Raw genomic sequence first — 25,077 nt, forward strand, 5'->3', positions numbered from 1 at the left:
ATGCTCATTTGCTTCAGCAAGCTGCGCTTTCTCACCTCCTTCTCCGCGATCCACAAGGATGTGGTGAATGCAGCAACCCGCCGGGAGCGGGTGCTGCCTTGCCTGACCGGCGCTCGCGACGGTTCTCATCTCGGCTGGCGCCGGTCGCAAACTGATTTGAAAGAAATGGAGTGAGTTATGGCTGGTCATTCCAAATGGGCCAACATCAAGCATCGCAAGGGTCGTCAGGACGCCAAGCGCGGCAAGATCTTCACCAAGCTGATTCGTGAGCTGACCGTCGCCGCCAAGCACGGCGGCCCGGTCCCGGCGGACAACCCGCGCCTGCGTCTGGCCGTGGACAAGGCGCTGACCAACAACATGTCGCGTGAGGTCATCGATCGTGCGATTGCCCGCGGCGCCGGCAACAACGAAGCCGACAACGTCGTCGAGCTCAGCTATGAAGGCTACGCCCCCAGCGGCGTGGCGATCATCGTCGAAGCCATGACCGACAACCGCAATCGCACCGCGGCCGAAGTGCGTCATGCCTTCACCAAGTGTGGTGGCAATCTGGGTACCGACGGCTCGGTCGCCTACATGTTCGAGCGCAAGGGGCAGATCAGCTTCGCCCCGGGCGTCAGCGAGGACGCCTTGATGGAGGCGGCGCTGGAAGCCGGCGCCGACGACGTGGAAATGCACGAGGACGGCTCGGCACTGGTGTCGACCAGCTTTGCCGAGTTCCATGCGGTCAACGAGGCGCTGGCGGCGGCCGGCTTCAAGGGCGAGGAGGCGGACATTGCGATGATCCCGTCGATCGCTGCGCCGGTCGCGGATCTGGAAACGGCGAAGAAGGTACTCAAGCTGATCGACATGCTTGAGGACCTGGACGACGTGCAGAACGTCTACCACAACGCTGAAATCCCCGACGAGCTGATGGAGCAGATCGACTGAGATCGGCTGTGGGATACGGGGCCGGAGACTGCCAGAGGGTGGTCTCCGGCTTTTTTGTGCTTCCTGGTAACCAGGCGCGGGTGCCTGTAGCCATGGCGCAGGGCGGTCTCTATACTCGCGGGCTGGATAAATAGACAGTAAAGGCGGCAGGCATGACGCTGGTCCTGGGGATCGACCCCGGTTCGCGCATCACCGGCTACGGCGTGGTGCGTGACATCGGCAGGGGGTGCGAATACGTGGCCTCCGGCTGCATTCGTACCGGCAGCGGTGCCCTCGATGAGCGGCTGAAGGCGGTGTTCCGCGGCGTGTCGGAGGTGATTGCCCAGTACGGCCCGGTGACCATGGGCATCGAGCAGGTGTTCATGGCGCGCAATGCCGACTCGGCGCTCAAGCTCGGCCAGGCACGGGGCGCGGCTATCGTTGCCGCGGCAGAAGCCGGACTGGAGTTCGGCGAATACACCGCTACCCAGGTCAAGCAGGCGCTGGTCGGTACCGGCGCGGCAAGCAAGGAACAGGTGCAGATGATGGTCATGCAGTTGCTGCGGCTGACCAGCAAGCCGCAGATCGATGCGTCCGATGCCCTGGCCATCGCCCTGTGCCATGCCCACCACCGGCAGGGCCTGATTCCGCATGGCCTGCTTGGCGCGCGACGGCGTAGCGGCAGGTTGCGGCTGTAGGCGCGTTCGAGGCGCGGCAGCACGCACTGGACCCGGTGAATGAAGAGGAAGGCTTGTGATCGGACGTTTGCGCGGCACCCTGGCGGAGAAGCAGCCGCCCCATGTGATTCTGGATGTGAACGGGATCGGTTATGAGCTGGAAGTGCCAATGAGCACGCTATATCGTCTACCGCCGGTAGGCGAGGCGCTGCTGCTGCACACTCATCTGGTGGTGCGCGAGGACGCGCAATTGCTCTACGGCTTCTTCGAGAAGCGCGAGCGCGAGCTGTTCCGCGAGCTGATCCGGCTCAACGGCGTGGGCCCCAAGCTGGCCTTGGCCTTGATGTCGGGCCTGGAGGTCGACGAGCTGGTGCGTTGCGTACAGGCCCAGGACACCTCGGCGCTGGTCAAGGTGCCGGGAGTCGGCAAGAAGACCGCCGAACGTCTGCTGGTAGAACTGAAGGATCGCTTCAAGGCCTGGGAGACAGTGCCGGGGATGCTGCCGCTTGCGGTTGAACCGGGCGGCGCCCAGGCAGTCTCAAGCGCCGAGAATGATGCGGTGAGCGCGCTGGTGTCGCTGGGCTACAAACCCCAGGAAGCGAGCAGGGCGGTCGCCGCGGTCAAGGGCGAAGGCCTTTCCAGTGAAGAATTGATCCGCAGTGCCCTGAAGGGAATGATCTGATCCATGGACCATCGCCAATGATCGAAGCAGACCGTCTGGTCGCCGCCGCGCCGCGCGAGCGCGAGGAACAGCAGGACCGCGCCATCCGCCCGCTGAAGCTGGCCGAGTACATCGGTCAGCCGGTGGTGCGCGAGCAGATGGAGCTGTTCATCCAGGCTGCGCGAAACCGTGGCGAAGCACTCGACCACACGCTGATCTTCGGTCCGCCGGGCCTTGGCAAGACCACCCTGGCCAACATCATCGCCCAGGAAATGGGTGTCTCGATCAAGAGCACCTCGGGCCCGGTACTGGAGCGCCCGGGCGATCTGGCCGCGCTGCTGACCAACCTGGAAGCGGGTGATGTGCTTTTCGTCGACGAGATCCACCGTCTCTCGCCGGTGGTCGAGGAGATCCTCTACCCGGCGATGGAAGACTTCCAGCTCGACATCATGATCGGCGAAGGCCCGGCAGCGCGCTCGATCAAGCTGGATCTGCCGCCCTTTACCCTGGTCGGTGCAACCACCCGTGCCGGAATGCTGACCAATCCGCTGCGTGACCGCTTCGGTATCGTCCAGCGCCTGGAGTTCTATTCCACCGAGGACCTGGCGACCATCGTCAGCCGCGCCGCCAGCATTCTCGGCCTGCCGATCGAGGACGACGGCGCCTTCGAGATCGCCCGTCGCGCACGCGGCACGCCGCGTATCGCCAACCGTCTGCTGCGCCGGGTGCGCGACTTCGCCCAGGTGCGTGGCACTGGTGAGATCAGCCGCTCGATTGCCGATCGCGCGCTGAACATGCTGGATGTCGACGAGCGCGGCTTCGATCATTCCGACCGCCGCCTGCTACTGACCCTGATCGAGAAGTTCGACGGCGGTCCGGTGGGTATCGACAGCCTGGCCGCGGCCATCAGCGAGGAGCGCCACACCATCGAGGATGTGCTCGAGCCCTACCTGATCCAGCAGGGCTACATCATGCGCACGCCGCGTGGGCGGGTGGTGACGCGTCATGCCTATCTGCACTTCGGCCTGAATACCCCCAAACGCATGCAGGACATCCCGGTGGACGATCTCTTCGAGCCGGACGCCCAGGCATGAAAAATACCTGTTCACCCCGATTGGCAACCCACTGAGCTGGCACTAGAGTATGCGCGCGCAAAACACCCAGCCGTTCGTTCATCGCAGTCGTGTCTATTACGAGGACACCGATGCCGGCGGCATCGTTTACTACGTCAACTACCTCAAGTTCATGGAACGGGCTCGCACCGAGTGCCTGCGCGAACTGGGTTTTGCCCAGTCGCAGCTGGCCGGGGAGAACCTGTTGTTCGTCGTGCACTCTGCCGAGGCGCGCTACCACGCCCCGGCAAGGCTCGACGACGAGCTTCTGATAAGCGCCGAGGTAATCGAGTTGAACCGTGCCAGCCTGCGCTTTCGTCAACAGATCAGGCGTGCTGCGGATAATGTGCTGCTCTGCGAAGGGCAGTTTTTGATCGCCTGCGTGCGAGCCGACAGTTTGAAACCAAGGGCCATCCCCGAAGCGCTGCGTACAGCCTTCGCCGCCCCTGCAGGAGAGTAAGCGTGGAAGCCAATGCCGTTGACCACATGTCGATGTGGAGTCTGATCAGCAACGCCAGCTTCGTGGTGCAGCTGGTCATGCTGATTCTGGTGGCCGCATCGGTCACTTCCTGGATCATGATCTTTCAGCGCGGTAACCTGCTGCGCGCCGCCAAGCGTGGCCTGGACAATTTCGAGGAGCGCTTCTGGTCGGGGATCGATCTGTCCAAGCTCTACCGTCAGGCCGGCAGCAACCCCGACCCGGACTCGGGTGTGGAGCAGATCTTCCGCGCCGGCTTCAAGGAGTTCTCGCGTCTGCGCCAGCAGCCGGGCGTGGATCCCGATGCGGTAATGGATGCGGTCAACCGGGCCATGCGCGTCGCCATCTCGCGCGAAGAAGAGAAACTCGAGCAGAGCCTGCCGTTCCTCGCGACCGTCGGCTCGACCAGTCCCTACATCGGCCTGTTCGGTACCGTCTGGGGGATCATGAACTCCTTCCGCGGCCTGGCCCAGGTGCAGCAGGCGACGCTGGCCACCGTGGCTCCCGGCATTGCCGAGGCGCTGATCGCTACCGCCATCGGCCTGTTCGCGGCGATCCCGGCGGTGATTGCCTACAACCGCTTCTCTGCCCGCGGCGAGATGCTGATCGGGCGCTACTACACCTTCGCCGATGAGTTCCAGGCGATCCTGCACCGCAAAGTGCACACCTCGGACGATTGAGACTTCGGCCATGGCCAGAATCCGCAACAAACGCAAACCGGTTGCCGAGATGAACGTCGTGCCCTACATCGACGTCATGCTGGTGCTGCTGGTGATCTTCATGGTGACCGCGCCCATGCTCAACCAGGGTGTCAAGGTCGACCTGCCCAAGGTGTCCAGCGAGGTCCTGCCGCAGGACAACGACTCGCGGGTGCTGACCGTCTCGATCAAGGCGGACAAGACCTACTACTGGAACATGGGCGAGGAGGTCGACGTCGATCAGGGCAAGGAGAGCGAGTCGGCAGTCAGCCTCGAGCAGCTCGTCGGTGCCGTCAACGGCATCATGGCTGAGAACAGTCGCCAGGGTAAGAAGGTGCAGGTCTTCGTGCGCGGCGACAAGGCAGTCGACTACGGCTCGGTGATGGCGGTCATGGGCGGCCTGCAGCAGGCCGGTGTGGGCAATGTCGGGCTGATTACCGAGGCGCCCTGATGCACAGCCCCGAGCGCTCTTCCGCGCAAAGCTATTTCTGGCCGGTGGTGCTGGCGGTCGGCCTGCACGTGCTGCTGTTCGCCATGCTCTTCGTCAGCTTCGCCTTCACGCCCGAGCTGCCACCGGCGCGGCCGATCGTCCAGGCCACGCTCTACGAACTGAAGTCGAAAAGCCCGGCCACGGTGCAGACCAACCAGAAGATCGCCGGCGAGGCGCAGAAGACCGCTGCGCGTCAGTACGAAGTCGAGCAGCTCGAGCAGAAGAAGATCGAGCAGCAGAAGCAGGAGCAGGCCAAGGCGGCGGAACAAAAGCGCGCCGAGGAAGCTCGAAAGGCCGACGCCGCGAAGGCAGAAGCCAAGAAGGCCGAGCAACTGAAGCAGGCGGAGATCGCCAAGAAGAAGGCCGAGGAAGACAAGAAGAAAGCCGAGGCGGAAAAGAAGAAAGCCGAGGACGCCAAGAAGAAGCTCGCCGAAGAGCAGAAGCGCAAGGCCGCCGAAGAAGCCAAGAAGAAACAGGCCCAGGTCGAGGCCGCGCGCAAGGCAGTCGACGACAAGAAGGCCCAGGCGCTGGCCGAGCTGTTGTCCGATACCACCGAGCGCCAGGCGGCGCTGGGCGATGAGATTGGCGACAGTGTGACCGGAAGTCTGGATGATCTGATTCGTCTGCGAGCGGCCGAAGGCTGGAACCGTCCTCCCTCGGCACGACCCAACATGATCGTGACCTTGCGCGTCACGATGGTGCCGGATGGCACCATCACCGGTGTCAATGTGGCGCGCTCAAGTGGCGATGTGTCGTTCGATAATTCAGCGGTGGCTGCAGTCCGCAACATTGGCCGGCTCACTGAGATGCAGGCGCTAAAGCCCCAGGAATTCAATCGTTATCGCTCTTTCACCATGACCTTTACGCCAGAGGATCTTGCGTTGTGATCAGACTCTTTCGAACATTTTTGCTCGGCCTCTGCGTTCTGGCCGGTCCAGTTTTCGCTGAAGAAGCAAATATCCGCGTTACCAGCGGTGCAGACCGCGCCATTCCGATCGCTGTCGTCCCCTTCGGCTGGCAGGGCGGCAGCGTGCTTCCCGAGGACATCGCCGAGATCGTCGGCAACGACCTGCGCAACTCGGGCATGTACGAGCCGATCCCACGGCAGAACATGATCAGCCTGCCGACCCAGGCAAGTGAAATCATCTACCGCGACTGGAAGGCCATTGGCGCCCAGTACGTGATGGTCGGTAGCATCACCCCGGCAGGCGGCCGGCTGCAGGTGCAGTACGCACTGTTCAACGTCGCCACCGAGCAGCAGGTCATCGCCGGCAATGTCGCAGGGAGCATGGATCAGCTGCGCGACATGGCTCACCACATCGCCGATCAGTCGTTCGAGAAGCTCACCGGCGTCAAGGGTGCGTTTTCTACCCGCATGCTCTACGTCACTGCTGAACGCCTGGGCACTAACAACACCCGCTACACCCTGCAGCGCTCGGACTATGACGGTGCCCGTGCGGTGACCCTGCTGCAGTCGCGCGAGCCGATCCTGTCGCCGCGCTATGCGCCGGATGGCCGCCGTATCGCCTACGTGTCATTCGAGCAGCGCAAGCCGCGCATATTCATTCAGCACATCGATACCGGGCGCCGCGAGCAGGTCACCAACTTCGAAGGTCTGAATGGCGCGCCCGCCTGGTCGCCGGATGGCAATCGTCTGGCTTTCGTCCTGTCGCGCGATGGCAATCCGGAGATCTATGTGATGGATGTCGCCAGCCGACAGATCCAGCGAGTGACCAATCATTACGCCATCGACACCGAGCCGTTCTGGGGCAAGGACGGGCAGACGCTGTATTTCACCTCCGACCGTGCCGGCAAGCCGCAGATCTATCGCCAGCGCATTGGTGGGGGTGACGCCGAGCGGGTCACGTTCAAAGGCAACTACAACGCCAATCCGAAACTCTCGGCTGATGAAAAGACCCTGGTAATGGTGCATCGCCAGGATGGTTTCACCGTGTTCAAGATCGCCGCGCAGGATCTGGTGACCAACAATCTGCGGATACTCTCCGACACCAGTCTCGATGAGTCGCCCACTGTTGCGCCAAATGGCACCATGGTAATCTACGCCACCCGTCAACAGGGTCGGGGTGTCCTGATCCTGGCGTCTACCAACGGGCGCATTCGAATTCCCATACCTACTGCTCAGGGCGAGATCAGGGAGCCATCCTGGTCTCCCTATCTGAACTAGTGGGTCGTGGAAAACTCTGCTTTAACACAACACTTGGTTTCATCAGGAGTCAATCATGGAAATTCTGAAATTTGGCAAGTTCACCGCTCTGGCTCTGGCCATGGCAGTTGCTGTTGGTTGCTCGAGCAAGGGCGGCGACGAATCCGGTGACGGTTCCATCGACCCGAACGCTGGCTACGACGCCAACGCCGGTGCCGGTATGGACAGCGGCCTGAGCGAAGAAGCCGCTCTGCGCGCCATCACCACCTTCTACTTCGAGTACGACAGCTCCGACCTCAAGCCGGAAGCCATGCGCGCCCTCGACGTTCACGCCCGTGACCTGAAAGGCAACGGCGCTCGCGTCGTTCTGGAAGGCCATGCTGACGAGCGCGGCACCCGTGAGTACAACATGGCTCTGGGCGAGCGTCGCGCACAGGCTGTTCAGCGTTACCTGGTTCTGCAGGGCGTTGCTCAAGGCCAACTGGAACTGGTTTCCTACGGCGAAGAGCGTGCAGTGGCCATGGGCAGCGATGAGCAGTCCTGGGCTCAGAACCGTCGCGTCGAACTGCGTAAGTAATTCGTCATGCGAACGTGCCGCCGTGCTTTGACTGTACTGGCTCTCAGCCTGCCGCTTCTGGCGCAGGCCGAGATTGAAGTGGTGGAAGGTGGCGCCGGTTACGGCCGGCAACCGACCCCGAGTTACGGTGCGAGCGGCACCTACGCCGTGGGCGGGGCTTCGGCTCCGACCTCGGCGCAGGGCGAGCTGTTCATGCAGCTGCAGCAGATGCAGCAGGAAATCGCCCTTTTGCGAGGCATGCTCGAAGAGCAGCAGAATCAGATTCAGCGTCTGCAGCAGGAGAGCCTGGAACGCTACCAGGAGCTCGACAGACGCGTGGCGAGCGGTTCCGGCAATGCCGCCGCTGCCGGTGATGGCGCGATCAACGCCAACGCAACACCCACTCCACCCGCGCAGGGTGGCGGTGAGCCAGCCGATCCGGCGAAGGAAAAGCTTTATTACGAAGCCGCCTTCGATCTGGTCAAGGCCAAGGATTTTGCGCGCGCCAATCAGGCGTTCAGCGCATTTCTGCGCAAGTACCCCAACAGCCAGTACGCAGGCAACGCACAGTACTGGCTGGGCGAGGTCAACCTGATCGAGGGAGATCTTCAGGCCGCTGGTCAGGCTTTCGCCAAGGTTGCCCAGAACTATCCGCAGCACGCCAAAGTGCCTGATGCGCTGTTCAAGCTGGCTGATGTGGAGCAGCGCCTGGGCAATACCGACAAGGCCAAGCGCATCTGGAGCGAGGTCGTTGCCAAGTATCCCGGTACCTCGGCTGCACAGCTCGCGCAGCGCAATCTGCAACGCTGAACGGCTTCGACGCTTCATTCAAACCCGCGCCTGGCGCGGGTTTTGTTTTTCCAGGTGCATGTCCGGTGTCGGTGGCGCCGGGTTTTCGCTACTATTGCCGGCCTTTTTCGGCACCGAGAGCGGATGGCCTGTTTCGCCGTCACGCAAGGAGCAGCAGTTGATCAGTCACACCAGTCTCCGGTGCGCACGCCGGGGAGGCCGCGCATGAGTTCCGATCAGGGCTCGTCGAGCCTGCGCATCACCGAGATATTCCATTCCCTGCAGGGTGAAACACGCACCGCGGGTCTGCCGACGACGTTCGTGCGTCTCACCGGCTGCCCGCTGCGCTGCCAGTACTGCGATACCGCCTATGCCTTCAGTGGTGGCGAGTTGCGCAGCCTGGACCAGATCTGCGCCGAGGTCGCCGGTTACCGTCCGCGGCATGTCTGTGTGACCGGTGGCGAGCCTCTGGCTCAGCCCAACTGCATTGCCCTGCTGACGCGTCTGTGCGATGCCGGCTACGAGGTCTCGCTGGAGACCAGCGGCGCGCTGGATATCGCGCAGGTGGATGCGCGCGTCAGTCGTGTGGTTGATCTGAAAACGCCAGGCTCGGCCGAGGTCTTGCGCAATCGCTACGAGAACATCCAGCTGCTGACCCGTAATGACCAGGTCAAGTTCGTCATCTGTTCGCGCGAGGACTACGACTGGGCGGTCTCCAAACTGATCCAGTACCGTCTCGATGAGCGCGCCGGCGAGGTGCTGTTCTCGCCCAGTCACGGCCAGGTCAGCCCGCGAGCGCTGGCCGACTGGATCATTGCCGACAATCTGCCGGTACGCTTCCAGCTGCAGCTGCACAAGCTGCTGTGGAACGACGAGCCCGGGCATTGAGAGGAGGATCATCGATGAGTGAGAAGAGGGCGGTCATCCTTCTTTCTGGCGGTCTGGACTCTGCCACGGTCGCTGCCATGGCGTTGGCGGACGGCTACAGCTGTTACAGCATGAGCTTCGACTACGGTCAGCGGCATCGAGCCGAGCTGCTTGCTGCCGAGCGTGTTGCGGCGGATCTGGGCATGCGCGAGCACAAGGTGATCGGGCTGGACCTGAACGGTATCGGCGGTTCGGCGCTCACAGACAGCAACATCGCTGTGCCGGAATCGCCCAGCGAGGGCATCCCGGTGACCTACGTTCCGGCGCGCAACACGCTGTTTCTGGCGCTCGCTCTGGGCTGGGCAGAAGTGCTGGGCGCGCGCGACATCTTCATTGGTGTGAATGCGGTGGACTATTCGGGCTACCCGGATTGCCGTCCGGAGTTCATCGAAGCGTTCGAGCGCATGGCCAATCTGGCCACGCGTGAAGGTGTCGAAGGCAAGGGCTTTCGTATCCGCGCGCCGCTGCAGAGCATGAGCAAGGCGCAGATCGTTGCTGCGGGGGTGGCGCTTGGGGTCGACTACGGGCTGACGGTGTCCTGCTACCAGGCGGACGATCAGGGCCGCGCCTGTGGTCGCTGCGACAGCTGCCGCTTCCGCGCGGAGGGCTTCGCTGCGGCCGGGGTGGCGGACCCGACCAGCTATTACTGAAAAAACTTTCCCAAAACTGTTTGAATTTACGAATTAAATCAGTATGATGCGCCCCGCGTCGGGTCGTTAGCTCAGTTGGTAGAGCAGTTGGCTTTTAACCAATTGGTCGTAGGTTCGAATCCTACACGACCCACCATACAAGCCTCCTCTGGAGGATAGAGATCCTGAAATACCGCTGAGGTTTTCAGGATTTTTTTTGCCTTCGGTTTTTCGGCGATCCTCGCCTGCGTTGCTGTCAGTTGTCTCCAGCCTGTGCGATGCCGGATATACTCGCCGCCCTGAAAGCATATTCAGAGCCTGATGACATGACCCAGATTTCCGAACGCCTTCTCGTTCAGGCCCACCTCGATGCCAAGCAGGTGCGCGCACTCTCTCCCGAGGAGGAGGCGCGTTACCGCAGCGAGATCGCCGACGAGCTCAAGAAGCAGAACGCCGTGCTGGTCGCGCACTACTACTGTGATCCGGTGATTCAGGCGCTCGCCGAAGAAACCGGCGGCTGCGTTTCCGACTCGCTGGAAATGGCCCGGTTCGGCAGCCAGCACCCGGCGCAGACGCTGCTGGTCGCAGGCGTCAAGTTCATGGGCGAGACAGCCAAGATCCTCAACCCGGAAAAGCGCGTCCTGATGCCGACGCTCGAGGCGACCTGTTCGCTGGACCTGGGCTGCCCGGTGGATGAGTTCTCGGCGTTCTGCGATCAGCATCCCGAGCGCACCGTGGTGGTCTATGCCAACACCTCGGCAGCGGTGAAGGCGCGGGCAGACTGGGTGGTCACCTCCAGCTGTGCCCTGGAAATCGTCGAGAGCCTGATGGACAACGGCGAGAAGATCATCTGGGCACCCGACAAACACCTGGGTCGTTACATCCAGCGCGAAACCGGTGCCGACATGCTGCTCTGGGACGGCGCCTGCATCGTCCACGAGGAGTTCAAGTCACGCCAGCTGGAAGAGATGAAGGCGCTGTATCCCGATGCGGCGATCCTGGTGCATCCCGAGTCGCCGGAAGCGGTGATCGAGCTGGCCGATGCCGTGGGTTCGACCAGTCAGCTGATCAAGGCTGCGCAGACACTGCCCAACCAGACGTTCATCGTCGCCACCGATCGCGGCATCTTCTACAAGATGCAGCAGCTGTGTCCGGGCAAGACCTTCATCGAGGCGCCGACCGCGGGCAACGGTGCGGCCTGCCGCAGTTGTGCGCACTGTCCGTGGATGGCGATGAACAGTCTGGAACGTGTGCTCAACAGTCTGCGCCTGGGTAGCAACGAGATCCATGTCGACCCGGCGCTCGTGCCGCGGGCGGTAAAACCGCTCAAGCGCATGCTCGACTTCACCCAGGCAGCGCGGATGAGGCTTTCCGGCAACGCCTGAGGCTTCACCATTTGCTGAGCGGGGCGGTTGAAAGCCGCTTCCCGGTCGGCGCAGACCGCCAGATGCGCTCGAGATATCGGGCTGCCGGGCCTTTTTCTTTTCCCTCCAGAATAGGGCGCGAGGATGAGGGATGTTTTCGGCGACCCGCAATATGTGAATGGCTGAGGCCTTAGCGGATTCCTTGCACGTCGACGCACCCTTTATCCGGCGCTGCGCGCCACCTTCTCCCCGAGGGAGAAGGACAGCTGTGGGGCGATGATGCTGTGTGGCGTTCAGAGCCGCACGGAGTGCGCGGGGTATCGAGCGGGCCGCGGCTTTTCCCTCTCCACCGGGAGAGGGTGCCGAAGGCGGGCGAGGGTTGCTCCAGGCGACTCGCTGCCATCGCGCCCCGGCAAGTGAGCTAGCGCAGCAGTTCCTCGACCATTCGCTGCTCGTCGCGCAGCTCGCGCTGGCGAGCGTCGATGCGCGCAGCCAGCTGAAAGTTGCCCTGGGTGCGGCGCTTGGCCAGGTCCAACTGCTCTATCGCCGGATCGTAATCCCCGACCAGAGCGAAGAACTCGGCCCTTGCCTGGTGCAGGCCGACGGTGTTGCCTGCCAATCCGCGTACTTCAGCAAGCTGGTACCAGATATCCGGGTCTTTCGGGCGGCTGCGGGCCAGTTCGTCATAGGCGTTTTCGGCAGCCTTGATCTGACCCTCGCGCAGCAGCAGGTCGGCATGTGCCTGGCGCAGTGGCAGGCTGCGCGGATACAGCTCGCGCTGCTGGTCGAGCAGCTTCCTGGCCTCGCCCAGACGATTGCCGGCGATGGCGATCTCGATGCTCGCGAGGTTGTAGGTCAGCTCCTGCGGGGCTTTTTGCAGTAGGGGCGCCAGGCTTTCGCGCGCCTCGGCGAGCTGGCCGCTCTTCAGCTGCGCAAGAGTCAGTCCGTAGCGTGCGGCGTCCAGTTCGGGCTTTTCATCGAGCATGGCGCGAAAGCGTTTGGCAGCCAGGCCGGGGGTGTCTTCGTAGGTAAGCTGGACGCGCGCGCGCATCAGTTGGTAGCGCAGGCTGTCCTGGATACCGCCGGTGGGCAACTGTTCGGCGCGGTTGCGGGTATCGGCAACCCTGGATTCCGACACCGGGTGGGTCAGCAGGAACTCCGGCGGTTTGCGATCGAAGCGGTACTGGCGCATCAGGCGTTCGAACATCAGCGGCATGGCCCTGGGGTCATAGCCTGCGCGCTCCAGATTGATCAGGCCAATGCGGTCCGCTTCCTGCTCGTTCTGCCGCGAGAAGCGCCGCTGCTCCTGCATCGCCGCTGCCTGTGCAGACATGATCGCCGCCATGCCGGCGTCGCCAGCCCCGGCCGCGGCGGCCACGACGCCGGCGAGCATGGCTGCCATCAGTGGAATCTGCATCCGCTGCTGGGCCTCCAGGCCGCGCGCGAAGTGGCGCTGGGAAAGGTGAGCCAGCTCGTGGGCCATGACCGAGGCGTACTCGGATTCGGTCTGCGCGTAGAGAAACAGGCCGCCATTGACGCCGATGATTCCGCCGGGAGCGGCGAAGGCGTTGAGTTGCGGGCTGTCGAGCAGGACGAACTCCAGGCGTCGATCATCCAGCTGACTGGTCTCGGCCAGGCGGTAGACGCTCGTCTCCACGTAGTCCTTGAGCAGCGGGTCGCTGAGCTGGCGCACCTGGCCACGCAGCAGACTCAGCCAGGTGCGTCCGAGCAGGTGTTCCTGCTCCGGTGAAACGATCGACGAGCTGGCATCACCCAGTGCCGGCAGTGGATTGCCGGAAACGCCGGGGGCTGCGAGCAGGCAGGCGAGGGCGATCAGGGTGGGGCGCAGCAGCTTCATGCGATGGACCAGGTCTGGACGAAGTGGCTACTGTAGCCATTGGGCCTGGTTCATGCATCTTTCATCCGCGCTGAACGGGCACGCGGCCGTCTGCTTGGGTATGCTGGCGTCTTTTTCGGAGCTGTCAGCACATGACCGAAACGACCCTGGCGTTCGACGCCGAGCTGGATGCGCGGGGCCTGAACTGCCCGCTGCCCTTGCTCAAGGCCAAGATGGAGTTGAGCCGGCTGCCCAGTGGTGCGGTGCTCAGGATCATGGCCACCGATGCTGGCTCGCAGCGCGATCTGAATGCCTTCGCCCGGCTTGCCGGGCACCAGATGCTGCAGGAGCAGGTCGAAGGGGGCGTCTACCACTACTGGTTGCGCAAGGGTTGAAGGCGCGCCCCTTTGGCGGGCGCGGGCAGGGATGCCGAACTCGATGAATGATGGGCTGCCGCAAAGGCGCGCGCGCGATGGAGGTCGGATGTTCAAGGTCTTGCAGAACTGGGTTCACCGCTACTTCTCCGATGAGCAGGCGGTGGTGCTGGCGGTGATTTTGCTGCTCGGCTTTACCGTGGTGCTTACCCTGGGCGGCATGCTCGCGCCGGTGCTGGCGGGGTTGATCCTGGCGTTTCTGATGCAGGGCATGGTCAATCTACTGGAGCGTTTGCGGCTTTCCCATGTGCTTGCGGTCTGGCTGGTGTTCGCCTTGTTCATGGGGCTGCTGGTGCTCTGTCTGTTCGTCCTGATGCCTCTGCTCTGGCGCCAGCTGAGTGCGCTGGTGAACGAGCTGCCGCGGATGTTCGGCGAGTGGCAGAACATGCTGCTGGTGTTGCCCGAGCGTTATCCGACACTGATCGATGAGCAACAGGTTCGAGCCGGCATCGAGCGTGTCCGTGGCGAGCTGGGTAACGTCGGGCAGTGGGCGCTGACGATGTCACTGTCCAGTCTGCCGATGCTGGTCAACGCGATGATCTACCTGGTTCTGGTGCCGATCCTGGTGTTCTTTTTCCTCAAGGACGGGCGCCTGATCGGCCAGTGGATGAGCGGTTATCTGCCGCGCGAGCGCGCCCTGATGACGCAGGTCTGGCGGGAAATGCACCTGCAGATCGCCAACTACATCCGCGGCAAGGTCATCGAGATCGCCATCGTCGGCGTCGTTTCCTATATCGCCTTCGCCTGGCTGGGTCTCAACTACGCGGCCCTCTTGGCACTGCTGGTAGGACTGTCGGTAGTAGTGCCCTATATCGGCGCCGTGGTGGTGACTGTGCCGGTGGCGCTGATCGGCCTTTTCCAGTGGGGCTGGGGCGAGCAGTTCCTGTACCTGATGGTGGTCTACGCGATCATTCAGGCGCTGGATGGCAACGTACTGGTGCCGTTGCTGTTTTCCGAGGCGGTCAGCCTGCATCCGGTGGCAATCATCTGCGCGGTGCTGCTGTTCGGCGGGCTGTGGGGCTTCTGGGGTGTGTTCTTCGCGATCCCGCTGGCGACGCTGTGCAAGGCGGTGCTGGATGCCTGGCCCAGGCGCTCCAACGAAGAGACGTTGCTGACCGGCTGAGCGTTGCTCAGCCGGCGTTGTGCAGGGCCTGAGCCGCGGCGAGCACCGCTGAGGCGTGGCCGGGAACCTTGACCGAGCGCCACTCGCTGCGCAGCACGCCCTGGGCGTCGATCAGAAAGGTACTGCGGTCGATGCCCATGTATTCCTTGCCGTAGAGCTTCTTCAGCTTGATCACGTCGAACAGCTGGCAAAGCGCTTCGTCCTTGTCGCAGATCAGCTCGAAGGGGAAGCCCTGCTTGCCCTTGAAGTTCTCGTGGGCCTTGAGTCCGTCGCGCGAAACACCGAAGACCTGGGTATTGGCCGCGAGAAACTGCGGATAAAGATCACGAAAGTCCTGACCTTCGGTGGTGCAACCGGGGGTGCTGTCCTTGGGGTAGAAGTACAGCACCACCTGCTTGCCACGCAGCTGTGCCAGCTCGACCTGCTGGCCACTGGTTGCCGGGGCGGAAAAGTCGGTTACCGGTTTGCCAAGCGCAACGCTCATGGTGGCTCCTCAGTTGGCCTGGGGGCGCCAGGGTTCGATCAGGGCGTCCAGATTGAGGGCGTCGGCAAAGTCCAGGAACTGATCGCGCAGCCAGCTGATCTGGGTGCCCGGCGGCAGGATCACCGTCAGCGTGGCGTTGAGCATGGTGCCGCCGGTTTGTGGTGCCAGGTAGGTATCGCAGGTCATGGCGTCGAGCTCGACCTTGTGATCGGCGAAGAACTGGCACAGCTCGTTGAGGATGTCCGGGCGATAGACCGCGCTGACATAGGCCACGTAGGGCAGCGACTGCGGACGACTGTCGCCTGTCGCGCTACGGCTGAAACTGATGTTGAACTCGTGCTTCTTGCCCAGACCCGGCAGGCCGCTTTCGAAACGCGCCAGTGCGTCCCAGCTGCCGGTGACCTGCAGTACCAGTGCGCTGAACTCGCCATGCCGGCTCAGCCGAGTGCTGACGATGGAGCAGCGGCTTTCGAGGCTGGCACGGCACAGCACGTTGGTCAGCTCCATGGGATTGGGGCCAAGGGCACTGATGACGAGGAACTGTTCGCGAGCGCTGGGGGTGGACATGCAGGGTTTCCTAGAGCGAGGGCAGCAGTACGGCCGTTGGGGTGCCGGACAAAGCCGCAAGGGTAGCGAAAAGCACCGAGCAGGGGAATGCCTGGCTGCGCATGGCGTACGCTTCGGCGCGGTTTCTGCGGGCATCGCCGGATGCCTGGATGCGCGGCGCGCAGCCGCGTCGCAGCAAGCTTTCGGCGCGCCGCGGCAAGCCCCGGACTTCGCTTGTGCAAGGCCCATGGCGCCAGTACCATTGGCGCTCTTTTTTCCGGCAGGAGCGGTTGCATGATTGCGGGCAGTATGGTGGCGCTGGTCACGCCCATGGATGCGCAGGGCGGTCTCGACTGGGACGCCCTGAGCAAGCTGGTGGATTTCCACCTCCAGGAGGGCACCCACGCCATAGTCGCGGTCGGCACCACTGGCGAATCGGCGACGCTGAGCGTCGCCGAGCATATTGAAGTCATCCGGCGTGTCGTCGACCAGGTCGCCGGCCGCATTCCGGTGATTGCCGGTACCGGGGCCAACTGCACCCGCGAAGCCATCGAGCTGACCGAGAACGCCAGGACTGCCGGCGCCGATGCCTGCCTGCTGGTCACGCCCTACTACAATAAGCCGACCCAGGAAGGGCTCTATCAGCACTTCCGCCATATCGCCGAATCCGTCGCCATTCCGCAGATTCTCTACAACGTGCCCGGGCGTACCGTCTGCGACATGCTGCCGGAGACCGTCGAGCGCCTGTCCGGTGTGCCGAACATCATCGGCATCAAGGAGGCGACCGGCGACCTGCAGCGCGCCAAGGAAGTGCTGGCGCGCGTGAGCAAGGATTTTCTGGTCTACTCCGGCGACGATCCCACCGCGGTCGAGCTGATGCTGATGGGTGGCAAGGGCAACATCTCGGTGACCGCCAACGTCGCTCCGCGGGCGATGAGCGAGCTCTGCTCGGCGGCGATGCGTGGCGAGTCCGCCATGGCGCGCGCCATCAACGACCGTCTGATGCCGCTGCACAAGAACCTCTTCCTCGAATCCAACCCGATTCCGGTGAAGTGGGCACTGCACGAAATGGGGCTGATCCAGCAGGGTATCCGCCTGCCGCTCACCTGGTTGAGCGAGCGCTGTCATGAACCGCTGCGCCTGGCCATGCGCCAGAGCGGCGTACTGATCTGAATCGAGGAACGCATACGCATGAAGCGACTGGCAGGATTTTCCACGCTCGCCCTGATGATTTCGGCAACCAGCGGTTGTGGCTGGCTGTGGGGGGACGAGGGGTACTTCCGTGATCGCGGTAGCGACTATCTTTCGGCCCGACCCACTGCCCAGATGCAGTTGCCGCCGAATGTCGAGGCGCGTCGTCTGGATCCGCTGCTGCCGATTCCGGCGGGCGTAGCCGACTCCAGCCAGCGTGAAGGCAAGTTCGAAGTGCCGCGTCCGCAGGCCATGCAGGTCCAGGCGCGTGCCAGCGAGTTCAGTCTGCAGAACAGTGGCGAAGCGCGCTGGCTGGTAGCCCAGCGCAGCCCCGCCGAGGTCTGGCCACTGGTGCGCCAGTTCTTCTCCGACAACGGCTTTGAAGTCGCCGAGGAGCGTCCGCGTACCGGCGAGTTCGTTACCGACTGGCAAGCCGCCGCTGACCTTCAGGGCAGCATGGCTGGCCAGGTGGGCGGGCTGCTGGATGGTGACGAGGTACGTCTGCGCGTACGTGTGGAACCGGGCGTGCAGCGCAATACCAGTGAAGTCTTCGTACTCAGTGCGCAGCGTCCGGCCGGCAGCAGCGCCGAGCCGGCCTTTGCCGGCACCTCGGGCAACGCGGCGCTGGAATCGGCGTTGCTCGACGAGCTGCTCAGCAGCGTCAGCCGCAGCGGCGAAGGCGGCAGCGTTTCGCTGCTGGCCGCGCGTGACTACGATGCGCCGAGCCGCACCAATCTTGCTCCCGACGGTAGCGGTAATCCGGTGCTGACCCTGGATACCGATCTTGATCGTGCCTGGTCGAGTGTCGGTCGAGCCCTCGAGCAGGCGAGCCTGCGTGTCGAGGACGTCGATCGCAGCCAGGGCCTGTACTTCGTCAATCTGGCCGAGCGGGCCCAGGTGGAAGAGCAGGAGCCCGGTTTCTTCTCGCGGATGTTTGGCAGTGAGCCGGACAAGGACGAGGTCGAGGCACGCGCCGAGCGCTACCGCGTTCGTCTCAGTCAGGTCGGCCGCAGCGTTCAGGTCACCGTCGAGCAGGACATCAACACCGTGGCGCCAGCCGATGTTGCGCGGCGGATTCTCGAGCAGGTCCGCGACCGGCTCGGTTGATCGCTTGGCCGGCCAGCAGGGTCGGCACGCAGGCTACAGCTATGGGCGAAACCCTCGGGTTTCGCCCGTTCTTTTGATACAGGCGGCTTTCACATGACCACACCCACCACCCTGAGCCTGAAGAAGATCTATTCCGGCAAGGTTCGCGATCTTTACGAAATCGACGCCAAGCGCATGCTGATGGTCGCCACCGATCGTCTGTCGGCGTTCGACGTGATCCTCGACGAGCCGATTCCAGAGAAGGGCAAGATCCTCACCGCCATCTCCAACTTCTGGTTCGACAAGCTCGCCGGCGTGGTGCCGAACCACTTCACCGGCGACCAGGTGGAAGACGTGGTGCCGGCCGCCGAGCTGCCGCTGGTGGAAGGGCGGGCGGTGGTCGCCAAACGTCTCAAGCCGGTGCCGGTCGAGGCCATCGTGCGCGGTTACCTGGTGGGCTCCGGCTGGAAGGAATACCAGAAGAGTGGCACCGTCTGCGGCATCGCCCTGCCGGCCGGTCTCAGGGAGGCCTCGCGCCTGCCGGAGCCGATCTTCACGCCCTCGACCAAGGCTGCGGTGGGGGATCATGACGAGAACATCTCCTTCGCCCAGTGCGAGGCGCTGATCGGCGGCGAGCTGGCGGCCAAGGTTCGCGACACCGCCATCGCGCTCTATCGCCAGGCCGCGGAGTACGCGCTGACCCGCGGCATCATCATCGCTGACACCAAGTTCGAATTCGGTCTCGATGAAGACGGCAGCCTGACCCTGATGGACGAGGTGCTTACCCCTGACTCCAGCCGTTTCTGGCCAGCCGACAGCTACGCCGAAGGCAGCAATCCGCCGAGCTTCGACAAGCAGTTCGTGCGCGACTGGCTCGAGTCCACCGGCTGGAACAAGCAGGCCCCGGCGCCGACGGTTCCCGCGGACGTCTGCCAGCGCACCGCGGACAAGTACCGCGAAGCCCTGGTCCGCCTGACCCGCTGAACGAACCTGCAAGCCCCTGAATAACTGCGAAAAATCCTCGCAGATGGGGTTCGCATCGAGCATCGCTGCTGCTATCATGCGCGCCGCTGGAGAGATGCCGGAGTGGCCGAACGGGACGGATTCGAAATCCGTTGTACCTTCGCGGGTACCTAGGGTTCAAATCCCTATCTCTCCGCCATAATGCTTGCCTAAGCCCCTGAAATTCATAGAGTTTCGGGGGCTTTTGCTTTCTGGCGTATGGTAAGTGTCGAAAAAGTGTCGAAAGGAGTACGGCAATGCATTTGTCTGGAGAAGACGCAGTCCTTTTCATCTCGAACCTCGCTCCCCTTTATACCCTCGAACGGGTAGGCAACCTTACAGGTGCTAGATGCCTCAGAGATGGGACATTGATCTTGCCTGTGCAAGTCGATGAGCCTTTGCCAGCCGGTGAGTCGGCCTGGGTGAAGGTTTGGTGGCAGGGCGATAGGCTCAGAGAGTCCGAGCATCTGGCGGGACTGATCGCAAGTAATGCGTTAATTGAGTACGTACAGCTCCAAAGCGTTGGAAAGCCTGCAGCCTATACAGAGGCGCTGTTAGACCACCTAGCTCAGCATTACGAATTTAAAACAGGCGAAGGGCTATTTCTGCACACCGATCCAGAGTCGCCGATATCAAAGGCATCTGAGCGAATAAAGGATTACTGGCCGGACGCAGCTTGGAGCTTGATTTGCAAAGGGCTGCTCGGTTAGTCACAGCCACTGCTTTACGAAGCCACGAATGTCGCTTATCGGGCCGAGTCTCAGCGCGTCCTGCAGGTGATCCGGTGACAAATGTGCATAGCGCATGGTCATAGCCAGCGAGGTATGTCCGAGGATTTTCTGTAGCGTCAGGATGTTTCCGCCGTTCATGACAAAGCGACTGGCAAACGTGTGTCGCAGCACGTGCGAGGACTGACCGGCGGGGAGTTTGAGACCGGAGACGGCGAGGGTCTTGTCGAAGCTGTTAAGGCAATTGGAGAAGGGACCGTGTTGCTTGAAGTGCTGTTGAATACGGCTTTCCAGCTCCGGTGCTATCGGCACTGACCGCGCTCGCTTGCCCTTGGTATTCACAAAGGTAACCAGCTGGTTTCGGACCCGCTCCGGACTCAATCCTTGCGCTTCGCCCCAGCGCGCCCCAGTCGCCAGACAGATCGCCGCCACCATCGCCACATGCGGCGTCTTGCATCTGCTGTTGATTGCCTGGAACAAGGTGCCGATCTGCTCATCTGTCAGGTAGGCCAGTTCCTTTTCCTGCAGGCGAAGAGGGCGGACGCGTGTCATCGGATTGGCGAAATCGATTTCGCCCAATTGATGCAGGACGTTGAACAACGAGCGCAGGTAGCCAAGCCGGTTGTTCAACGTTTTGGGGTTGGCACCAGCTTTCAAAGCTCGCGTCCGGTACTCAGCGTACTCGTTGCCGGTCATGCTGATCGCCGCAGGGTCGCCGAGGGCCTTTGCTAGGTCGTCCAGTAGGCGTCGCCGTGCATCGCCGTCGGATAGGGTATAGGCGTGCAGTGTGTGCCAACGGTCCACCAGCTCAGACAGTCGCCGCCGATCCTTGGGCCGAGGTGACCAATCAGGCGCGTCGATGACCTTCGCTCGACAAGTAGCCTCGAATCGCTGTGCTTCGCCCTTGGTCTTGAAAGTCCTACGAAACCGCTTGCCCTTGATGGGCTCCACATCGACCTTCCAGCGGCCGTCCGGCAGTTGCTCGAGCGCCATCAGACAGCGCGCCCCCAGCGAACATGACGCTCTTCGAGCAGATCCCGAATGTGCTTGTAGATATCCCGTTCAGTCATGTCCTTGGCCGCGTAGTGATCGCGGATCACCGGCCAGCATTCCCACTCCTGCAGCCTCTCAAACGCTTTCCCGGCGCCCACTCGCTCCCGTGCAAGCAGGCTCACGAAGTTTCCCAGGAACAGCTCGACGTTCTTCCCCGAGAAGCCCCGCGCAGTTTTGTAGTAGCGCTTGTATTCGGTGTCATCGGCCAGCGAATCCACGCCAGTCTCGACGCGCACGTCATCACGAATCAGGGTCCAGATGGGCTCGAAGTATCCAGGGCGGGCCAGCAGCTTGAATTGCCCCAGGCCATAGCGCCACAGGCCGTCCAAATGGGCCGCGAAGGTGTCGAACGACCGGGTTTCGATGGCTGCTCCGGTGCGCACGTCCACCGAGCCGCTGGCGAATTGCTGAATGACCGAATGGTGATAGCGCAGCTCGACCCGCCACACCGGTTGCTCCGGGTTGTAGTTGTCCGGGCTGGCCGGGTCAAAGTAGTCGTCAGCGCGGCGCCAGACGCTTTCCCAGTAGTCGAGCTTGTCGGTCGCCTTGGCCTGCTCGGTCTTGTTGTACAGACACAGCTGTACGCCACTGGCAGAGCCGAACATCGACGTTTCGCCCCGGCCGTAAACGCTCGACTTGGTGGCCCACTCGATTTCCTGAATCCCGGAAATGTCCCGGTGCGTCCGCGCTCGGCAGTGCATGCGCGCCACCAGATCCACAGGCGGTTGCCAGCCCTGCAGGTCCAGGGCCAGATGGACCGCGCATTGATTGACCTCGACGTGGCTCAGCACCTGCGACGCATAGAAATCCATTCGCGCTTGCAGCCGCTCAGGCGACAGGCTGTCGATGGCGTGCGGTGAAACCTCGATTTTCAGATGAGGGCCGAGGCTGTCGGCCTTGGCGTTGAAGTTCTTGATGAGCAGAATGAAGCCAAGGTCGGAGTTCTGCAGCTTGTACTGATACCCGGAATCACGGCCGACGCGACCGGAGTGCCAGCGCTGGCCGGCGAAATCGACGATGGCGCCGGGCTTGTCGAACAGCGCCAGGACACCCGGCAGGATGATTCCCCGGTAAAGCTGGCGGACCGTATCGACGCCGCAGCGGAGCAAGCGGACTTTCGACAGGTCTGTAATCCTCGCTGTCTTGTGGTCAAAGAACAGTCGTCCAGCTGGGGACGGGTTGAACTCGTTATCCACTCTGCGCTGATCTTTTGCCTTCACTTCCAAAACTCCAAATAGCAACGAATCGAAACGATCCAAACCGGTTTATCTGACGTGTTACAGGGACGTCAGCAGCGCGGCTCGGGGCGCTACGCTAGCGAGCCGGCGCAGCAGACGTCCCTGTCAGCGAGAGCGGATCTATCACCGTCGTGACCGCGCCACGGCCCGTCCAGGGCGTCACGCGCTCGCCATCGACGTCGCAGAACACATCCCGCCCACTCGGGAAGAACCTGCAATCGGTGATGGGCAGAACACGCCGGCCGCCCGCGTTCGAGACCAGAACGACAAAGGACACCTTCGCCGCATCCGCTCGAAATTCTGCGGGCATCACATGGCCGCCCACGCGCCAGGTCTGCGACATGACCGGGCCATCGGGCTTGGTCTTGTAAACCTGCGCGGCGGCCCTGCTGCCTTGGCTTTGTGGCGTCTGTATCGGGGCAGCAACAGGTGCTGCGACCGGCTCGGGAGGCGTGAAGCGCTCAGGCGAGAAGAAGCGCGAAATGCCGACAACCCCGACGATGAGTCCGACGACAATCAGAAGGATCAGCCCCCAAAGCCCCCAGGAGCGCAGCAGCGAGGCGCGGCCATCGGCCTTGGATTCATCGCCCACGTCGCCGCTCTGGCTTTGCGTAGCCGACTGGTAGTAGCGGAAAACCTCAGCCTTGAACCTGCCGCCCGCTTGTCGAAGCATCGACGACTTCGGTGGGCGCGGTCCCGTCACCGCCCCGCGGTAGATATCCACCAGGAAGGTCTTTTTGCTCAGCTTGCGCATGCGGTAGGTGGTTTCCACCAACAACCGCACCCAGCTGGCAATCTGGGCCAGATCCTGCGTCACCAGCACGACGCGCATCGAGCGGCCTTTTACATCGACGCGGTGACGGTGTTCGGCGAGGAGCGCCTTATCCTCGACGCTGGCCTCGCTGGCTTTCATGCCGTTCGGCCAGCGCCGCCACAGTTCATCCAGCACCAGAACGGCACCGGGCGGCGCAAGCTCGGCAAGGTCGGCGCGCTCGAACCAGTCGGCGGGCAGCTGCTCAATGCGCCCGCCGAAGTCCATCAGCAGATCATCAGCCGCCAGCGGAATATTGGTAACAACGAGGCGATTTTGTTTGAGCGAAGGAATGATGACGTGCTCGACCACCCCGTAACTTTTGCCGTGTCCGGGCAGCCCGGTATATGCGTCGATCGCCATGGCATCACCCGATGATCGGGATGCGGCGGATGATGAACCGCAGCAGGAAGGCAATCATGACGATGGCGAGACCTTCACCAACACGAAAAGGCTCGATGAAGTAGATAACTTCCCTGGGAATCCCCTGGAGCGCGCCTGCCGCCTGCTGGAAGAAGCTAGGGACGGGAAGCCAGTTGAAGAAGTCGATGGCGCCATCGACGATCCACTTCATGAAGAAGTCAGGGAATCCGATGATGAATTCGACAAACCAGTCATAGGCATCCTGCAGCCACTGGAATAGCGAGCTGATGACATCCCAGATGCGGGAAACGAAGTTAAAGATGCGCTGCAAATAGTCCATGGTCAGACTCCTTACGCGGACAGAACGATGCGGATGCCGAGCAGGCACCAAACGCCCAACATGACGAGAGACAGAAGAGGCGAGACCTGAGCCCACAGATCGCAATGGCTATCGAAAGTGATCGTGGTGTTGAACAGCGGGATATTGCCTACCGGGCAAGCACCGCCCGAAGGCATCTGAATCCCGGTAACGGCTTGCGCTATCGGCGATTGCATGACGCCGTTGTAGAAGCGCTCAAGGTTGCTTTGCACGGTGCCGACGTCGTCGCCGTAGCCATCGGGTTCAATGAAGCCGCACGAATCGCCGGAGCAGCCCTCACCCCCACTGGCATCGCCACTGCCGTCACCTTCGCCCTCGCCATTGCCTGAGCCGTTACCGCCGCCGGTGCTTCCGCCATTGCTGCCGCCCGTACTGCCCCCCGAGTCGGAGCCGCCGCCAGAGTCCGAACCGCCGCCCGAATCAGAGCCCCCGCCCGAGTCAGATCCGCCACCCGAATCAGACCCGCCGCCTGAGTCCGAACCGCCCCCGGTATCGCCACCCGAGTCGCCGCCGTCATCACCGCCGCCGTCGCCGCCATCGTCTGGGGCTTTTACGCAGGTAGTGCCACTCCACACGTAGCCAGGCATGCCGCCACACGGGTCGTCGGGGTCGCTCGGGGGTTCATCGGGATCGGTGGGCGGCGAATCATTGAGCGGATCGCCGGCGCCCCCAGGGACGCCCTCGTTTCCGTTGCAGGCCTGGCCATTGGAGAGCAAGACGTAGTTGCAAAAGCCCTGATTGGTCTCGCCAGGGGTGCGATAGCAGGAGGTCTGCCGTTCGGTGCCGTCGCCGTGGGTGCAGTTATTGACGCACAGAGGGCCAGGGGAGCCGGCGATGACAAAAGAGCGACCGCCCGCTTCGGCGATGGGTCCGCTGCTGCGCGCCAAAAAGGGTGTGCCCGTTGCGCAAGGCTCTGGCGGAGGGACGCATTCCAGAGTCGAGTTGGGAACAGTGCCGGCCGGGCAGGCGTCACCATCGCGAGAGCCTAGGGATTGTTCTGGCACGTTGTATGACGGGTTGATCGTCGAAGTCTTTGCCGTTTTGCAATAGAACTGCGTCGGATGCGATGCCGCCGTCACAGAAGGCGAGCTCCAGCGATAAACAGAGCCACTGGCAATGGCCGCTTGGTTTCTTCGTTCTATGTACGCCGAGCATGCTGCCGAAGCGGAGCCATACACATAGCTTGGCTGAGCGTGGATATACCACTGGTAGTTGGCTGCCGAGGCGGTGGAGACCAGGGCGAACGAGGCCAGCCACAGAAGGCAGGCAGAGTAGAGAAATCGCATCGTCAGAACCTCGAAAACACGCCATAGCCGCAGGCAGCGCCGATGACGAAGAAGGCGAAGTAGTA

The 25,077-nt window shown here is 62.7% G+C and carries 29 protein-coding genes and 2 tRNA genes; 23 read left to right on the forward strand and 8 right to left on the reverse strand.

All coding sequences use genetic code 11. From position 1 onward, the window contains the following. The 16 genes from DBO85_RS19275 (at position 1) to nadA (ending at position 11,472) form a co-directional block, all read left to right on the forward strand. The gene (locus DBO85_RS19275) at positions 1-174 is read left to right on the forward strand and encodes a hypothetical protein (protein WP_158268911.1); all 174 of its coding nucleotides are present in this window, start codon (positions 1-3) and stop codon (positions 172-174) included. A gap of 3 nt (positions 175-177) precedes the next feature. After that, entirely contained in the window at positions 178-927 is a 750-nt protein-coding gene (locus DBO85_RS18625; RefSeq protein WP_108109280.1) for a YebC/PmpR family DNA-binding transcriptional regulator, read from the forward strand. A 152-nt stretch (positions 928-1,079) separates the two neighbouring features. Further along, on the forward strand, positions 1,080-1,604 hold the full coding sequence (gene ruvC / locus DBO85_RS18630) for a crossover junction endodeoxyribonuclease RuvC (RefSeq protein ID WP_108109282.1): 525 nt from the start codon (positions 1,080-1,082) through the stop codon (positions 1,602-1,604). Between the two features lie 55 nt (positions 1,605-1,659). After that, positions 1,660-2,265, forward strand: a complete 606-nt coding sequence (ruvA, locus tag DBO85_RS18635; RefSeq protein WP_108109284.1) for a Holliday junction branch migration protein RuvA — start codon at positions 1,660-1,662, stop codon at positions 2,263-2,265. 17 nt (positions 2,266-2,282) lie between these two features. After that, positions 2,283-3,338, forward strand: coding sequence for a Holliday junction branch migration DNA helicase RuvB (gene ruvB, locus DBO85_RS18640; protein ID WP_108109286.1), 1,056 nt, complete (start codon positions 2,283-2,285; stop codon positions 3,336-3,338). A 49-nt stretch (positions 3,339-3,387) separates the two neighbouring features. Further along, positions 3,388-3,816: a tol-pal system-associated acyl-CoA thioesterase gene (gene ybgC, locus DBO85_RS18645; RefSeq protein ID WP_108109288.1), complete on the forward strand. Its 429-nt coding sequence runs from the start codon at positions 3,388-3,390 to the stop codon at positions 3,814-3,816. Between the two features lie 2 nt (positions 3,817-3,818). Next, on the forward strand, positions 3,819-4,514 hold the full coding sequence (gene tolQ / locus DBO85_RS18650; protein WP_108109290.1) for a protein TolQ: 696 nt from the start codon (positions 3,819-3,821) through the stop codon (positions 4,512-4,514). Between the two features lie 10 nt (positions 4,515-4,524). Further along, positions 4,525-4,983 (forward strand): protein TolR, encoded by a 459-nt coding sequence (gene tolR, locus DBO85_RS18655; RefSeq protein WP_108109292.1) that lies wholly within the window; start codon positions 4,525-4,527, stop codon positions 4,981-4,983. After that, complete coding sequence (gene tolA, locus DBO85_RS18660) at positions 4,983-5,909, forward strand: cell envelope integrity protein TolA (protein WP_108109294.1); 927 nt, start codon at positions 4,983-4,985, stop codon at positions 5,907-5,909. Before tolR ends, tolA begins: the two co-directional genes overlap by 1 nt. Positions 5,910-5,947: 38 nt before the next feature. Continuing rightward, positions 5,948-7,207, forward strand: coding sequence for a Tol-Pal system beta propeller repeat protein TolB (tolB, locus tag DBO85_RS18665; protein ID WP_407681492.1), 1,260 nt, complete (start codon positions 5,948-5,950; stop codon positions 7,205-7,207). Between the two features lie 55 nt (positions 7,208-7,262). After that, on the forward strand, positions 7,263-7,763 hold the full coding sequence (pal, locus tag DBO85_RS18670) for a peptidoglycan-associated lipoprotein Pal (protein ID WP_108109298.1): 501 nt from the start codon (positions 7,263-7,265) through the stop codon (positions 7,761-7,763). A 6-nt stretch (positions 7,764-7,769) separates the two neighbouring features. Further along, entirely contained in the window at positions 7,770-8,552 is a 783-nt protein-coding gene (gene ybgF / locus DBO85_RS18675; protein ID WP_108109300.1) for a tol-pal system protein YbgF, read from the forward strand. A 204-nt stretch (positions 8,553-8,756) separates the two neighbouring features. Next, positions 8,757-9,419: a 7-carboxy-7-deazaguanine synthase QueE gene (gene queE / locus DBO85_RS18680; RefSeq protein ID WP_177429805.1), complete on the forward strand. Its 663-nt coding sequence runs from the start codon at positions 8,757-8,759 to the stop codon at positions 9,417-9,419. 14 nt (positions 9,420-9,433) lie between these two features. After that, positions 9,434-10,108 carry a 7-cyano-7-deazaguanine synthase QueC gene (gene queC, locus DBO85_RS18685; RefSeq protein ID WP_108109304.1) on the forward strand — a complete coding sequence of 225 codons (675 nt, stop codon included), beginning with the start codon at positions 9,434-9,436 and terminating at the stop codon, positions 10,106-10,108. A gap of 60 nt (positions 10,109-10,168) precedes the next feature. After that, positions 10,169-10,244, forward strand: a tRNA-Lys gene (locus DBO85_RS18690). 169 nt (positions 10,245-10,413) lie between these two features. Next, entirely contained in the window at positions 10,414-11,472 is a 1,059-nt protein-coding gene (gene nadA, locus DBO85_RS18695; protein WP_108109306.1) for a quinolinate synthase NadA, read from the forward strand. 400 nt (positions 11,473-11,872) lie between these two features. On the opposite strand, the gene DBO85_RS18700 is transcribed toward nadA, so the two are convergent. Beyond that, positions 11,873-13,309 (reverse strand): M48 family metalloprotease, encoded by a 1,437-nt coding sequence (locus tag DBO85_RS18700; RefSeq protein WP_108109308.1) that lies wholly within the window; start codon positions 13,307-13,309, stop codon positions 11,873-11,875. A 131-nt stretch (positions 13,310-13,440) separates the two neighbouring features. Here DBO85_RS18700 and DBO85_RS18705 point away from each other — a divergent pair, with 131 nt between their 5' ends. Together DBO85_RS18705 and DBO85_RS18710 are read left to right on the forward strand one after the other, a co-directional pair. Further along, positions 13,441-13,683: a sulfurtransferase TusA family protein gene (locus tag DBO85_RS18705; protein ID WP_108109310.1), complete on the forward strand. Its 243-nt coding sequence runs from the start codon at positions 13,441-13,443 to the stop codon at positions 13,681-13,683. Positions 13,684-13,771: 88 nt separating this feature from the next. Then, positions 13,772-14,845 carry an AI-2E family transporter gene (locus tag DBO85_RS18710; RefSeq protein WP_108109312.1) on the forward strand — a complete coding sequence of 358 codons (1,074 nt, stop codon included), beginning with the start codon at positions 13,772-13,774 and terminating at the stop codon, positions 14,843-14,845. Positions 14,846-14,852: 7 nt separating this feature from the next. Here DBO85_RS18710 and DBO85_RS18715 read toward each other — a convergent pair whose 3' ends face one another. Together DBO85_RS18715 and DBO85_RS18720 are read right to left on the reverse strand one after the other, a co-directional pair. After that, positions 14,853-15,329, reverse strand: a complete 477-nt coding sequence (locus DBO85_RS18715; RefSeq protein ID WP_108109314.1) for a peroxiredoxin — start codon at positions 15,327-15,329, stop codon at positions 14,853-14,855. Positions 15,330-15,338: 9 nt separating this feature from the next. After that, positions 15,339-15,896, reverse strand: coding sequence for a glycine cleavage system protein R (locus DBO85_RS18720; protein WP_108109316.1), 558 nt, complete (start codon positions 15,894-15,896; stop codon positions 15,339-15,341). Between the two features lie 273 nt (positions 15,897-16,169). Here DBO85_RS18720 and dapA point away from each other — a divergent pair, with 273 nt between their 5' ends. From dapA to DBO85_RS18745, 5 genes are all read left to right on the forward strand, one after another. Next, complete coding sequence (dapA, locus tag DBO85_RS18725; RefSeq protein WP_108109318.1) at positions 16,170-17,048, forward strand: 4-hydroxy-tetrahydrodipicolinate synthase; 879 nt, start codon at positions 16,170-16,172, stop codon at positions 17,046-17,048. 18 nt (positions 17,049-17,066) lie between these two features. Continuing rightward, the gene (bamC, locus tag DBO85_RS18730) at positions 17,067-18,173 is read left to right on the forward strand and encodes an outer membrane protein assembly factor BamC (RefSeq protein ID WP_108109320.1); all 1,107 of its coding nucleotides are present in this window, start codon (positions 17,067-17,069) and stop codon (positions 18,171-18,173) included. A gap of 93 nt (positions 18,174-18,266) precedes the next feature. Continuing rightward, positions 18,267-19,136 (forward strand): phosphoribosylaminoimidazolesuccinocarboxamide synthase, encoded by an 870-nt coding sequence (locus DBO85_RS18735; protein ID WP_108109322.1) that lies wholly within the window; start codon positions 18,267-18,269, stop codon positions 19,134-19,136. An 88-nt stretch (positions 19,137-19,224) separates the two neighbouring features. Continuing rightward, positions 19,225-19,314, forward strand: a tRNA-Ser gene (locus DBO85_RS18740). A gap of 97 nt (positions 19,315-19,411) precedes the next feature. Beyond that, the gene (locus DBO85_RS18745) at positions 19,412-19,864 is read left to right on the forward strand and encodes a hypothetical protein (protein ID WP_108109324.1); all 453 of its coding nucleotides are present in this window, start codon (positions 19,412-19,414) and stop codon (positions 19,862-19,864) included. Here the strand turns inward: DBO85_RS18745 and DBO85_RS18750 are convergent, their stop codons facing one another. The 5 genes from DBO85_RS18750 to DBO85_RS19280 all read right to left on the reverse strand — a co-directional run bounded on the left by DBO85_RS18750 (position 19,865) and on the right by DBO85_RS19280 (position 25,012). Next, positions 19,865-20,875 carry a phage integrase gene (locus tag DBO85_RS18750; protein ID WP_108109327.1) on the reverse strand — a complete coding sequence of 337 codons (1,011 nt, stop codon included), beginning with the start codon at positions 20,873-20,875 and terminating at the stop codon, positions 19,865-19,867. Further along, a complete protein-coding gene (locus tag DBO85_RS18755; RefSeq protein WP_108109329.1) occupies positions 20,875-22,155 on the reverse strand; it encodes a hypothetical protein in 1,281 nt (426 codons plus the stop codon). The genes DBO85_RS18750 and DBO85_RS18755 overlap by 1 nt, the downstream gene beginning before the upstream one ends. Positions 22,156-22,249: 94 nt before the next feature. Next, complete coding sequence (locus DBO85_RS18760) at positions 22,250-23,347, reverse strand: zonular occludens toxin domain-containing protein (protein WP_108109331.1); 1,098 nt, start codon at positions 23,345-23,347, stop codon at positions 22,250-22,252. Positions 23,348-23,351: 4 nt separating this feature from the next. Beyond that, positions 23,352-23,687 (reverse strand): DUF2523 family protein, encoded by a 336-nt coding sequence (locus DBO85_RS18765; protein WP_108109333.1) that lies wholly within the window; start codon positions 23,685-23,687, stop codon positions 23,352-23,354. A gap of 11 nt (positions 23,688-23,698) precedes the next feature. Next, positions 23,699-25,012 carry a hypothetical protein gene (locus DBO85_RS19280; RefSeq protein ID WP_158268912.1) on the reverse strand — a complete coding sequence of 438 codons (1,314 nt, stop codon included), beginning with the start codon at positions 25,010-25,012 and terminating at the stop codon, positions 23,699-23,701. Positions 25,013-25,077: the final 65 nt, after the last annotated feature.

It is taken from the genome of Pseudomonas mangrovi, assembly GCF_003052585.1.
In the GTDB taxonomy this organism is placed as follows: domain Bacteria; phylum Pseudomonadota; class Gammaproteobacteria; order Pseudomonadales; family Pseudomonadaceae; genus Aquipseudomonas; species Aquipseudomonas mangrovi.

Excerpts from the sequence above, each read along its gene's own strand:
- DBO85_RS19275 (WP_158268911.1), top strand. The coding sequence starts at position 1 with ATGCTCATTTGCTTCAGCAAGCTGCGCTTTCTCACCTCCTTCTCCGCG.
- DBO85_RS18625 (WP_108109280.1), top strand. The coding sequence starts at position 178 with ATGGCTGGTCATTCCAAATGGGCCAACATCAAGCATCGCAAGGGTCGT.
- ruvC (WP_108109282.1), top strand. The coding sequence starts at position 1,080 with ATGACGCTGGTCCTGGGGATCGACCCCGGTTCGCGCATCACCGGCTAC.
- ruvB (WP_108109286.1), top strand. The coding sequence starts at position 2,283 with ATGATCGAAGCAGACCGTCTGGTCGCCGCCGCGCCGCGCGAGCGCGAG.
- ybgC (WP_108109288.1), top strand. The coding sequence starts at position 3,388 with ATGCGCGCGCAAAACACCCAGCCGTTCGTTCATCGCAGTCGTGTCTAT.
- tolR (WP_108109292.1), top strand. The coding sequence starts at position 4,525 with ATGGCCAGAATCCGCAACAAACGCAAACCGGTTGCCGAGATGAACGTC.
- tolA (WP_108109294.1), top strand. The coding sequence starts at position 4,983 with ATGCACAGCCCCGAGCGCTCTTCCGCGCAAAGCTATTTCTGGCCGGTG.
- pal (WP_108109298.1), top strand. The coding sequence starts at position 7,263 with ATGGAAATTCTGAAATTTGGCAAGTTCACCGCTCTGGCTCTGGCCATG.
- ybgF (WP_108109300.1), top strand. The coding sequence starts at position 7,770 with ATGCGAACGTGCCGCCGTGCTTTGACTGTACTGGCTCTCAGCCTGCCG.
- queE (WP_177429805.1), top strand. The coding sequence starts at position 8,757 with ATGAGTTCCGATCAGGGCTCGTCGAGCCTGCGCATCACCGAGATATTC.
- queC (WP_108109304.1), top strand. The coding sequence starts at position 9,434 with ATGAGTGAGAAGAGGGCGGTCATCCTTCTTTCTGGCGGTCTGGACTCT.
- nadA (WP_108109306.1), top strand. The coding sequence starts at position 10,414 with ATGACCCAGATTTCCGAACGCCTTCTCGTTCAGGCCCACCTCGATGCC.
- DBO85_RS18700 (WP_108109308.1), bottom strand. The coding sequence starts at position 13,309 with ATGAAGCTGCTGCGCCCCACCCTGATCGCCCTCGCCTGCCTGCTCGCA.
- DBO85_RS18705 (WP_108109310.1), top strand. The coding sequence starts at position 13,441 with ATGACCGAAACGACCCTGGCGTTCGACGCCGAGCTGGATGCGCGGGGC.
- DBO85_RS18710 (WP_108109312.1), top strand. The coding sequence starts at position 13,772 with ATGTTCAAGGTCTTGCAGAACTGGGTTCACCGCTACTTCTCCGATGAG.
- DBO85_RS18715 (WP_108109314.1), bottom strand. The coding sequence starts at position 15,329 with ATGAGCGTTGCGCTTGGCAAACCGGTAACCGACTTTTCCGCCCCGGCA.
- DBO85_RS18720 (WP_108109316.1), bottom strand. The coding sequence starts at position 15,896 with ATGTCCACCCCCAGCGCTCGCGAACAGTTCCTCGTCATCAGTGCCCTT.
- dapA (WP_108109318.1), top strand. The coding sequence starts at position 16,170 with ATGATTGCGGGCAGTATGGTGGCGCTGGTCACGCCCATGGATGCGCAG.
- bamC (WP_108109320.1), top strand. The coding sequence starts at position 17,067 with ATGAAGCGACTGGCAGGATTTTCCACGCTCGCCCTGATGATTTCGGCA.
- DBO85_RS18735 (WP_108109322.1), top strand. The coding sequence starts at position 18,267 with ATGACCACACCCACCACCCTGAGCCTGAAGAAGATCTATTCCGGCAAG.
- DBO85_RS18745 (WP_108109324.1), top strand. The coding sequence starts at position 19,412 with ATGCATTTGTCTGGAGAAGACGCAGTCCTTTTCATCTCGAACCTCGCT.
- DBO85_RS18750 (WP_108109327.1), bottom strand. The coding sequence starts at position 20,875 with ATGGCGCTCGAGCAACTGCCGGACGGCCGCTGGAAGGTCGATGTGGAG.
- DBO85_RS18760 (WP_108109331.1), bottom strand. The coding sequence starts at position 23,347 with ATGGCGATCGACGCATATACCGGGCTGCCCGGACACGGCAAAAGTTAC.
- DBO85_RS18765 (WP_108109333.1), bottom strand. The coding sequence starts at position 23,687 with ATGGACTATTTGCAGCGCATCTTTAACTTCGTTTCCCGCATCTGGGAT.
- DBO85_RS19280 (WP_158268912.1), bottom strand. The coding sequence starts at position 25,012 with ATGCGATTTCTCTACTCTGCCTGCCTTCTGTGGCTGGCCTCGTTCGCC.